The organism is Paenibacillus sp. Marseille-Q9583, assembly GCF_976954365.1.
The window spans coordinates 37,886-49,176 of the sequence record NZ_CDRJTB010000053.1 but is presented as its reverse complement, the minus strand read 5'-3'; the positions used below and the strand labels follow the sequence as shown (position 1 = coordinate 49,176).

Here is an 11,291-nt window from a genome sequence, read left to right as displayed (position 1 = left end):
ATTCATGTGATTAAAAGTAACGCAGACAACAAAAAAACGGCTCTAGGCCGCCTTTTTTTGGTAAAAAATATTTTGTATGTCACCTTAAATTTATTTTCTTTTTATCATTAAAATGGAAAATTTCTTAGTTTCTGGTGGACTATTGTTCTCGTCGGAGTCTTTGATTGTGACGGATCTTAATTTCATTACCTTGCTCGGTCGCTTGATAAAAAACACGCTGAGAAATTTCCTTAGGCAGATACTCCTGTTTCACATAATGCCCCGGAAAATTGTGCGGATATTGATATCCTTCATGCCCTAGTGCAGCAGCACCTTTATAGTGTGTATCACGTAAATGTAGCGGTACCTCGGCGGATTTAATCTCATCCATACTCGCCATTGCATTTGAAATAGCCGTATAGACGGCATTAGACTTTGGACTCTCCACTGCGAAAAGAATGGCTTGCGCAATGTTTAGCTTCGCTTCTGGCCAACCGTTATTTCTATAGGCTTCAAGCGCACTTACCGCTTGGACCATAGCCTGGGGATTAGCTAAGCCAATATCTTCACTGCTCGCTGCTATCAGGCGACGAATAAAAGTCATCGGGTCCATGCCCAATTTCTCTACCGCATATAGAAACCAGAACAAGGCGGCATCACTAGAACCTCGAATGCTTTTGTGAAAAGCAGATAGAACATCATACTGCGTCGATTCATCTGCCTTCACAATGGGGCGCCGAATCGACTCCTCCGCCACCTCCAGCGTGATATGCACACTCCCGTCTACCTCCGGAGCAGTAGTTAATGCTGCTAGTTCCAGAGCATTTAAAGCTCGCCGGATATCTCCATTAGCCATGGTAGCAATATGCAGCAATGCTTCTTCATCGACCTGAAGCTCCATGAATCCAAGCCCTCTATCCTTGTCTGCTAAAGCTCTGCGCATCGCGACCAGACTGTGCTCACTCGTTAGCGCCTCTAGCTGAAACAGGGTAGAACGGCTCATAAGCGCTCCGTTTACGTAATGGAACGGGTTCTCCGTAGTTGCGCCAATAAATGTAATGGTACCTTTTTCTACTGCTGGCAATAGCGCGTCCTGACGTGAACTGTTAAACCGATGTACCTCGTCCAGAAAAAGAATCGTCTTAGAACCGTAAAGTGTTTTATTATTTTGAGCTCGTTCAATGACCTCCCGCACATCCTTCACAGAAGCCTCCACCGCATTCAAGCGTACGAATTCACCTTGTGTGTGATGAGAAATGATATGAGCTAATGTTGTTTTGCCACATCCAGGAGGTCCATAGAGCAAAATTGAAGAGACCTGGTCTGCCTCGATCGCTCTTCGCAACAGCTTTCCCCGGCCTATGATATGTTCTTGACCAATATATTCATCCAGATTCTCCGGTCTCATTCGGTCCGCAAGCAACCGTCCGCTCCGGTTGTCCTCTCCCATAGAAAATAAATCCATAACTCCACTTCCTTGCTATATTCTAATAAAAGCCAATGTACATCTCCCATTATCATACCATAGACTTATTTTTCACAAAAAAAATAAAAAGAGCATGATCTCGTCTTAGAAAGGCGGGAGCCATGCTCTTTTTTCAAAATATACGAAAGTATAGGTTTCACGCTATACTTTATCCTTATTATTTCTCGAATAAACGCTTACCGTCCTTATAGGGACGCCAAAGACGTTTATGCTTGAATTGTACGCTAGCAATTTATTGCCAGCCGCATTTTTGATATGATTTTTCGAATGCTCTCTTCCGACAGATGATACTTCTTCTGAAGCTCTGCTACGGAATCGCCTTTTCGATGACAACTGAAAATTTCCTCATTGCGGTTTGCTATCTCTTTCCTCGAACCGCTGTTCTCGCCCCATCTAACCCGCTCTTCCGTTTTCTTCGGGATGTAGAGCAGTTCACCTTGGATGTATCCCTGAAGCTCTTTGAGCAAGCCAGGGGGGAGCACATCCTTCCCATTTACATAACTCAACTTGCATTTCCTCCTTCAACAGGTGTGTTCCTATGCGTCCGTCAACTACTGATAAAGTAATTTCCACGTCACCTGCCTCCTTTCTTCTCCTCATATTTGGAAAAATCCGTAATTTCATTATATAAAAACCTTTTGGTAGCGTCTACATTCGAATTCATTTTTCATTGTTCTTATGGATTTGTGTGGTACTGTCTATGTTAGTAATAAGGAGGCCTTACGGCCTCCTCGCTTTAAGCAGATTTCCGTCTTAGACGGAAACCACCTCGTATACTGAAATCATTTCAATCAGCCTCCTTCCAGAGTGTTCTTGCCCGGCCGGACACTTATTATTAAGCCATACCTATAGGTTAGTTACAAGACCAAGAACAGTTATAACCATTCTCCACCAGTCTTAATTGCCCTCAAAATCGCTTCCAGCCGCCGTTTGCACATAGGAAGGAACTTCCCCATTATGGAGCAGCCACAGCTCGTGAAGAGCACGTGTACAGCCTACATACATCAGCTTCGCATCCCATGCCGTTGCCCCGTAATGGTCTTTATCGGCATCTGCTAAAATGACCGAATCAAATTCCAAACCTTTAGATAAATACACAGGTAGTACCGATAATCCACCCTGATATTGCGTCATGCTACCGTCGATCAGATGAATATCTTCAAAATGCTGCTCCAGTTCAGCGTACAGCTCTGTAGCTTCACGCAGACTACGTGTTAGCACTGCCACTGTACGATATTCCCTTCCAGACAGGGACTTCAGTGCCGATTGTATAGTGCTCAAACGAGCATTTCCTTCAGCTTCCCATTCTCCGACTATTTCTCCGTAGGCGATCATCCTAACAGGGTCACCACTACGAAAGACAGGAACAGCCAACAACGAACTTTCTACTCCCGAGGATAGAATTCCATTAGCGAAGTCTATAATTTCCATGGTTGATCGATAGCTGCGTGTCAGCGCATGGTAAGCCGTGTTCTCAGGTGCAAATAAGGTCTGCATCTCTTCCCATGCGTGTACGCCTTTATAAGCGTGTATACCCTGCGACAGATCGCCTAGAACGGTAAAGGAATGTCCACGCACGTATAAATCCAGCACAGCAATTTGGAAGGGGGAGAAATCCTGGGCTTCATCGATCACCACATGATCAAAACGAGCGCCGCCTTCGTTCCCATTCAAAAGATAATAAATATACAACAGCGGTGGTAAATCCTCTTCACGTATAATCCCTTTTTTCAGCTCTTTTGCCGTTTCCTTCAGCACAGCTGCTGGAATATTCTCAGGTGGATCCACCGGCCAATCTTCCGGGACTTTAGCCGCACGAAAGATTTGCTTGTAGATCGTCAGCGGATCATACTTAGGCCATTTTGCACTGTATGCTTTTTCTCGCGCAGCACCTTTTTTCTTGCGATCCTTCATAGCTGCAGCTGACGGACTCTTCTTCAGCTCCATCTCAATCCAGCGATGTATCCTTGCCATTACACGTTCCTTACGCTTCGCTGGCGGATAAGGAGCGTACTCCTCATTATGCCAGCGCAAGATCATGGAGCGGCGCAGCACAGCGCCTTCCCATGGGATAAAATCACCCTCAGGTACCGAGCTGCTTTCCAATAGCTTGATGCTGGACTCTATTATTCCCATCAACACCGTAGAACCCTTGAAGCGTCCTGGTGTCTCTTCTGTAATCACAGGCATGCCGCCCGGAGTTTCGAACCAACGGTTCATCGTCTCCGTAGCATCTTGCTCTGGAAGCTCCAGACCTAGTACATTTGCAGCCCAATCCGGGAAAGTGCTCTGGGCAATATTTCCTACACCGAGTTCAGGCAGTACATCCGAAATATAATCCAGAAACATTCGGTTCGGTGCAAAAATAATCATTTTTTCTGCAGAGACCTGATCTTTGTATTGATACAGCAGAAAGGCTAACCGGTGTAGTGCAACTGTAGTTTTACCACTTCCCGCTACGCCCTGAATGATCAATGCTGTATTTTTGGCGGCACGGATAATCTTGTCCTGTTCCTCCTGAATGGTCGATACGATATCACGGAGACGATTATCTTTGTTCTCACCCAGGCGATAGACGAGAAACTCATCTGACACCACAGGTGCGTCACTCTCCCGGTTATACGTATCTGCGACCCGCTCCAGAATCTGCTTCCGGATTACCACGTTGCGCTTGAGGAATACCAGTCCTTCTATCAGTCCCTCAGGAGCTTCATAGGAGGCAGGCTCCGTACCACCGGTAAACGAATAGAACAGGCTTGCTACCGGTGCGCGCCAGTCGATGACTAGCGGACGGTCGCTTACCTGCTCGCGGTCTACGCCGATTTTGCCTATATAGAGTGCCTTCCGCTGCTTCTCATCATTGCCCTGAAAATCAAGCCGTCCGAAATAAGGCTCCTGCCGAAGCTTGGCAAGATCTTTGCGCTTCTGATCACGGTTCGCTTCTAACACCTGTTCCGTATAATCATGTCCCGTGTACACCGGAGTCTGGTTAAGTTTCTCCAGTAAGGTGTCAATCTCAGTAAGCGCTTGATTCAGCCTGTCTTCTTCCTCTTGATAGGCACTTTGAAAGTTGTCTTCCAATTTCAGTTACCTCCTAAAAGTTTATCGAGCTTAAATTTTCATTCTCCTCATTCCCTCTTCTCACGCAAAAAGGATACCCATTGTAGCATAATCAGCACTAAAATACCAAATCTTTCAAGCGAACATACGACTACAGCACAGCTTGCAAAATAAAGTTAGCTACAAATAAGCCCGCAATCCCATACAGCGCAGGAGGTACTTCCTTGCCCTTGCCCACCGCAAGCTTCACGATCGGATAAGTAATAAATCCAAAAGCCATACCATCTACGATGCTATAGGTGAATGGAATCATGACCATGATTAGGAAAGAAGGAAAGAGCTCTGTTAAATCTCCCAAGTCCATTTCACGCACATTCTGTACCATAAGCCCACCGATTACAATCAAGATCGGAGCGATAGCACTGTCTGGAATGTAGGAGAGCAGAGGGAGGAACAGGAATGTCGCCCCGAACAGCAGCCCTGCCACGAGTGAGGTCAGTCCCGAACGTCCGCCTGCAGCAATACCTGCATTAGATTCGGCAGCGGCTACTACAGGACTGCTTCCGAAGAGACCTGCAGCGATATTGGCAATAGAGAGTGCTCGTAAGCTACTCTTGAAGCGCTCAGGACGCCCTGCCATCATAGTCTGTGAGGCGACTAGCCCAATATTTTCAAATACAACAATTAAGAGCAGTAAGAAAACAGCAATCCAGAACACAAGGCTCACAATGCCGCTCCAGTCCATTCCCAGAAATAAGCTTTCATAACCCGTAAATACATGACCTGATGCCTGCTTCTCAGGCGCGTGTGCCGCTCCCAGCAAGTAGGCTAGACCTGTACCAACAAGCATACTGATTAGCAAACCACCATTGGTCCCGCGGATAAACAGTACTAAAGCGAGTAATAAAGTTACACAAGAAGTGATAACTGCTGGATCACTAAAATGTCCTATAGCAACAAATGTGGTCTGATGCGCAATCACAATCCCGCTTTTTTGCAGTCCTATAAAGGTCAGAAAAAGTCCTATCCCGACTGTAATGGCATGCTGTAGGTTTTGAGGAATCGCCTCACTCAGAATACGATAGAGCGATGTGAAGGCCACGATAGCGAATAACACACCGGTTATTACGACTACAGTAAGCGCCTCTCTCCAACCTAAATTCATAGAATGTACAAGTGTGTATGTGAAAAATGCGTTTATCCCCATCCCTGGTACCACGATGATCGGTGTCTTCCCACCGAAAGCCATCAGTAGACAGCCTGTAATGGCAGTCAATAGTGTAGCCACCATTGCTGGTCTAAGCGGCATACCCGCGTCATGAAGAATGGTCGCATTCACCATCACAATGTATACTGAAGCAAAATACGAGAGGATCCCTGCAGCCCACTCCCGTTTCCAGTCATTCTCTGGTGCAAGTCCTACACTATTTCGCCAAAAATTTGATTTCATGTACAAAAACCTCCACTGATATTAAGTTCCGCAGGCGGATATTACCCGGATAATAAGGCTTATAATCAACGGTTCATCCCGGTTCAACTATTATGCCTATTTGTGGTCTGCATCTTGCAGACCCGCCTGTTAACCACAACAAAAGGGCGTACGCAACTGGATTTCAGCTGGTCGCCCTTTTGGTCCATTTTATTACTACTACCACTATAATTGAAACAGCTTCAGCTCAGCGATTCACTTACACGCTGACGCCTCCAGCCTCAAGCAAATCACGCACGGCAACACTGACCATGATCAGGCCTGCTACCGGTGGAACGAAGGCGTTACTAGCTGGTGGTTGTTTCGCTTTACGTCGATCCGGCGCATTCTCCGGAACGATCTTATCCGTAACATCCTGACGTGGCTTCATTGGCGGCTCCGTAGAGAAAACCACCTTCACGCCTTTCTTAATCCCTTCCTTACGCAGCTTCTGACGAATGACACGCGCAATAGGGTCATAAGTTGTCTTGGAAATGTCCGCTACCTGGAATCTTGTAGGATCCATTTTGTTGGCAGCGCCCATGCTTGAGATCATTGGAATTCCACGGGACAGACATTCTTTGATTATGTGAACCTTATAAATAATCGTATCCGAAGCATCAAGTACATAATCAGGTTTTAATTTGAACAATTCCTCATAGGTTTCTTCCGTATAGAACATGTTGAGCGCAATCGCTTCGCATTCCGGATTGATCAGCTTCACACGGTCTACCATCAGTTCAGCCTTCTTCTGCCCAACCGTAGTTGTGAGTGCATGAATCTGGCGGTTTACATTGGTGATGTCTACAGTGTCCTTATCTATCAGAATCAGTCTGCCGATGCCGGTACGCGCCAAAGCCTCAACTGCTATACCGCCAACACCGCCGATGCCAAGCACCGCTACCGTGCTGTTCTTCATTATTTCCAGACCTTCCGGTCCGATCGCCAGTTCCGTGCGTGAGAACTGATGTAGCATGAGGTTCAGCCTCCTTCAAAAGCTTTGGCGAAGCAGAAATCTGCCTCGCCCGCTTTGATTAGTTAATTATTCTTTTTCTTTCTTCGGTTTAAGCGCCAGCTTAATGTGCAGCTGCTCCAATTGTGAACCATCTACTGGCGAAGGTGCGTCCATAAGTAGGTCTGTTGCACTTGCCGTTTTCGGGAATGCGATGGTTTCACGCAGATTTGTACGACCGGACAGTAGCATAACTAGACGATCTAAACCAAAAGCGATACCACCGTGTGGAGGTGTACCATATTCGAACGCATCCATCAGGTAGCCGAACTTCTCATAAGCAACCTCTTTCGTAAATCCAAGGGCTTCGAACATTTTCTCCTGTACTTCGCGTTTGTAAATCCGCATGGAGCCTCCGCCTACTTCATAACCGTTCAGAACGATGTCATAAGCTTGTGCACGGATCGCACCTGGATCAGTGTCAAATAGATGCAGATCCTCTTCACGTGGACGAGTGAACGGATGGTGTTCTGCTACATAACGCTTCTGATCTTCGTCATATCCAAGGAGCGGGAAGTCTGTAACCCAAGCGAACTTGAACACATTATCGTCAATCAGACCGAGCTGACGTCCAATTTTAACACGAAGGGCGCCTAGAACGTCTGCTACAACCTTTTTATTATCAGCGGAGAAGAGGAGAAGGTCGCCTTCTTCAGCGCCTGTACGTTCCTTCACAGCCGCAATTTCTTCTTCGGAGAAGAATTTCACAATCGGCCCTTTGAATTCGCCGTCTTTCACTTGAATCCATGCCAAGCCTTTCGCGCCATAGCGAGCAGCATAAGGTCCAAGGTCATCGATTTCTTTACGAGTCCAAGTGCCACAGCCTTTAGCATTTAGACATTTCACTTCGCCGCCTTTTTCGATTACAGAAGCGAATACCTTAACACCGCTAGTAGCAACAATATCGTTCATTTCTACAAGCTCTAATCCAAAACGCAGATCAGGTTTGTCAGAACCGTATTTGCCCATAGCATCAGCATAGGTCAACCGTTGGAACGGAAGCTCAATATCTGCTCCTACAGTTTCCTTGAACAGACGCTGCATCAACTTCTCCATCATACCAAGCAATTCATCTTGTGACAGGAATGAAGTCTCAATGTCGACTTGAGTGAATTCAGGCTGACGGTCAGCACGCAAATCTTCATCACGGAAACAACGAGCAATTTGGTAATAGCGCTCAACGCCGCCGACCATCAACAATTGCTTGTAGATTTGTGGAGATTGCGGCAATGCGAAGAATTCGCCTTCATGCACACGGCTTGGTACCAGATAATCACGCGCGCCTTCCGGTGAGCTCTTAGTTAGGATCGGTGTTTCTACGTCGATGAATCCTTCACTGTCAAGGAAATCACGGAAAATCTTAGAAGCTTTCGAGCGAAGCAGCAAAGTTCTTTGCATCTCTGGACGACGAAGGTCCAAATAACGATATTTGAGACGCAGAGACTCGTCTACTTCCACACCATCTTCGATGAAGAACGGAGGTGTCTTAGCTGCGTTCAGCACTTCGATATCCGTAATTTGCACTTCAATTTCACCTGTTGGCAGATTGCGGTTAACGGTTTCCTCATCACGCTTAACAACTTTACCTTTAACAGCCAGAACGTATTCACTACGAACCTTATCAGCAATTTGTAAGGCTTCGCCAGAGTAGTCTGGGTTAAATACAACTTGCACAATACCGCTTCTGTCACGCAGATCAATAAATAGTACGCCCCCGAGGTCGCGGCGGGTCTGCACCCATCCGTTCAAGGTTACCGTCTGTCCAATATGTTCTGGTGTTAATTGTCCACACTGATGACTTCTTTGCATAATTTATCATTCCCCTTCATGGTTAAAAATACATTTTTAATCTTTCTCTATACAGTCACCATAAGACGTTAGTCAGACGGTCTAAACTAGTGCCTGACCCAGCTCATCCAGCTTCACGGTGCGCTGCTCCCCTGTGTTCATCGACTTCACGGTAATCACACCATTCTTCAGCTCATCTTCGCCAAGAATCGCAGTATAACGTGCCGACATACGGTCTGCCGATTTCATCTGTGCCTTCATTTTCCGGCCTAGGTAGTCACGTTCTGCTGAGTACCCTTGGCTACGCAGAATATATAGCTGCTTAGAGATTTCGGTATCAGCTTCTTCACCGAGAGCTACAAAGTACACATCCAGTGGCTTCGCCGTCTCCAGCTCTACCTTCTGATCCTCCAAAATGAGGAGAATTCGTTCAAGTCCAATCCCAAAACCAATACCCGGTTGATCCGGTCCACCAATTTCTTCAACCAAACCGTTGTACCGGCCTCCGCCGCCCACGGTATCAATCGAACCAATACCTGCTGCTTTATATTCAAACGCTGTATGCGTGTAATAATCCAGTCCTCTTACAAGGCGAGGGTTAATGGTAAATTCCACACCCATGATATCAAGGTGCATCTTCACCTTCTCAAAATGAGCGGTGCACTCTTCGTCCAGACTATCCAAAATGGAAGGCGCATCTGTAAATTTATCTTGGTCTACCTTACAATCCAGCACGCGAAGCGGATTACGCTCAATACGACGCTGACAGTCACTGCAAAGGGTATCCTTCATTGGTCTTAAGAAACCCAATAGTTTCTCCCGATAAGCTGCACGGCTAGGTGCGTTACCGACAGAATTGATTTCCACTCTTACATCCTTAAGGCCAAGATCCTTATAGAATTGATAGCCTAAGGAGACTACTTCCGCATCAATAGCCGGATCTACAGCTCCAAAAGCCTCAATACCAAACTGATGGAATTGACGATATCTACCTGCCTGTGGACGCTCATAACGGAACATAGGTCCGATATAATACAGCTTACTTACATCAGGTTCACCGTAAAGCTTGTTCTGAACATAAGCTCTAACGACACCAGCCGTTCCTTCTGGACGCAGCGCCAGATCACGATCGCCTTTATCCTTGAACGTGTACATCTCGCCTTCTACAATATCCGTTGTTTCGCCTACTCCACGCTCGAATAACCCCGTATGCTCGAACATCGGTGTACGGATTTCACGGTAATTGAAACGACGGCATAAATCTCTAGCCTTCCCCTCAATATACTGCCATTTCTCCACAGCTCCCGGAAGCACATCCTGCGTTCCTGTAGGTTTCTCGAATCTTTCTTTAGCCACAGTCTATCCCTCCTAAAAAATACCCCTCTAAATCTGCTCTCTTCATCACTTCATCATGCTAAACAAAACAAAAAATCCCCCGCCCTGTTTATAAAAAACAGGGACGAGGGATTATCATAACCAATAATACACCCGTGGTACCACCCACATTCCGGATCAGAACCATTCTGAATCCGCTCAAAGCGGTTAACGCCCGCCTACGCATAACGGCTACTGATAGCGGCAATATGCATTGCCCACTTTCGCCGTACGTTCTCGGGGAGGTCATTCATTCGCTCATCAACAGAATCCTTGCAGCCAAGCAGAAACGATAGATCATCCATTGTACTGGATATCATCTGAATCTACAGGGGATTCCTCTCTGGCGTTGTGGGTCCTCGAATTACTTGTTCCCGTCATCAAAACCATATGATAAAATCGTATATTTTTAAATTCTACTGAACTACTGCGCTAAAGTCAAGGCAGGAAATGCGAAGCTGAATAAAAAATTCGACAACTTTCAACTTTTGACCTTTAACTTCAACTGTTACAAAAAAAATGACCTGCAGCCGAATGCTGCAGGTCCATCATCATATATTATTAAAAAGGGGGTCATGCCTTTATTATAAACACGCTATATTAAGGAAACATGTATGTAATATTACGATTATATTACATTCATGAAAGCGGTTTATTTTAATAGATTGCTGTTAATCGAATTGCTCCACAAATGCCCCTTTGCCCCGAAGGGTTTCCACAACCTCATTATAATTCTCTTCTGCGACACTTAGGTCCATCACATAACGAAGTTCACTTAAATCCCCATCTTCGAGCTCACCATCTGCTACACCCGCACTAACCTGGTCTTCATCCACGCTATAATGGGTCTCAGGCTCATCACGCGTTTCGGAGGCGGCAACACCAGGGGCCAACATAGCTCCAGCTGCCGGAGTGCTACCCGTTCCAAGCGTCCCTACTGTACCTGCGGCTAACGTCGTATTACTAAACGGGGCTATCGGAAATAGAATTCTACGATCTTCCCCAATAGGGTCCGTGAGTGGCCATACCTCCAAGCCATCCACCTTGTAACTAATCAATGCTATTTTAGCACCTTCTGCTTCATTTTCCGTTCTAAAATATGCTTGGATTTTTCTGGTCATTAC

General features: G+C 46.2%; 9 protein-coding genes. All 9 read right to left on the bottom strand.

Going from position 1 to position 11,291, the window contains the following annotated elements; genetic code table 11:
• Positions 1-139 precede the first annotated feature (139 nt).
• On the bottom strand, positions 140-1,444 hold the full coding sequence (locus tag ACWNM1_RS21585; RefSeq protein WP_449602599.1) for a replication-associated recombination protein A: 1,305 nt from the start codon (positions 1,442-1,444) through the stop codon (positions 140-142).
• Between the two features lie 245 nt (positions 1,445-1,689).
• The gene (locus ACWNM1_RS21580; protein ID WP_042191081.1) at positions 1,690-1,971 is read right to left on the bottom strand and encodes a CD3324 family protein; all 282 of its coding nucleotides are present in this window, start codon (positions 1,969-1,971) and stop codon (positions 1,690-1,692) included.
• Between the two features lie 391 nt (positions 1,972-2,362).
• On the bottom strand, positions 2,363-4,546 hold the full coding sequence (locus ACWNM1_RS21575; RefSeq protein ID WP_449602598.1) for a HelD family protein: 2,184 nt from the start codon (positions 4,544-4,546) through the stop codon (positions 2,363-2,365).
• A gap of 130 nt (positions 4,547-4,676) precedes the next feature.
• Positions 4,677-5,975, bottom strand: coding sequence for an NCS2 family permease (locus tag ACWNM1_RS21570; protein ID WP_042191085.1), 1,299 nt, complete (start codon positions 5,973-5,975; stop codon positions 4,677-4,679).
• A gap of 238 nt (positions 5,976-6,213) precedes the next feature.
• A complete protein-coding gene (locus tag ACWNM1_RS21565) occupies positions 6,214-6,969 on the bottom strand; it encodes a tRNA threonylcarbamoyladenosine dehydratase (protein ID WP_042191088.1) in 756 nt (251 codons plus the stop codon).
• 66 nt (positions 6,970-7,035) lie between these two features.
• A complete protein-coding gene (gene aspS, locus ACWNM1_RS21560; protein WP_449602597.1) occupies positions 7,036-8,814 on the bottom strand; it encodes an aspartate--tRNA ligase in 1,779 nt (592 codons plus the stop codon).
• 81 nt (positions 8,815-8,895) lie between these two features.
• Complete coding sequence (gene hisS, locus ACWNM1_RS21555; protein ID WP_449602596.1) at positions 8,896-10,149, bottom strand: histidine--tRNA ligase; 1,254 nt, start codon at positions 10,147-10,149, stop codon at positions 8,896-8,898.
• A gap of 197 nt (positions 10,150-10,346) precedes the next feature.
• Complete coding sequence (locus ACWNM1_RS21550) at positions 10,347-10,472, bottom strand: hypothetical protein (RefSeq protein WP_256990000.1); 126 nt, start codon at positions 10,470-10,472, stop codon at positions 10,347-10,349.
• A gap of 366 nt (positions 10,473-10,838) precedes the next feature.
• Positions 10,839-11,288 (bottom strand): hypothetical protein, encoded by a 450-nt coding sequence (locus ACWNM1_RS21545; RefSeq protein ID WP_449602595.1) that lies wholly within the window; start codon positions 11,286-11,288, stop codon positions 10,839-10,841.
• Positions 11,289-11,291 lie beyond the last annotated feature (3 nt).

Excerpts from the sequence above, each read along its gene's own strand:
- ACWNM1_RS21585 (WP_449602599.1), bottom strand. The coding sequence starts at position 1,444 with ATGGATTTATTTTCTATGGGAGAGGACAACCGGAGCGGACGGTTGCTT.
- ACWNM1_RS21570 (WP_042191085.1), bottom strand. The coding sequence starts at position 5,975 with ATGAAATCAAATTTTTGGCGAAATAGTGTAGGACTTGCACCAGAGAAT.
- ACWNM1_RS21565 (WP_042191088.1), bottom strand. The coding sequence starts at position 6,969 with ATGCTACATCAGTTCTCACGCACGGAACTGGCGATCGGACCGGAAGGT.
- aspS (WP_449602597.1), bottom strand. The coding sequence starts at position 8,814 with ATGCAAAGAAGTCATCAGTGTGGACAATTAACACCAGAACATATTGGA.
- ACWNM1_RS21550 (WP_256990000.1), bottom strand. The coding sequence starts at position 10,472 with ATGGATGATCTATCGTTTCTGCTTGGCTGCAAGGATTCTGTTGATGAG.
- ACWNM1_RS21545 (WP_449602595.1), bottom strand. The coding sequence starts at position 11,288 with ATGACCAGAAAAATCCAAGCATATTTTAGAACGGAAAATGAAGCAGAA.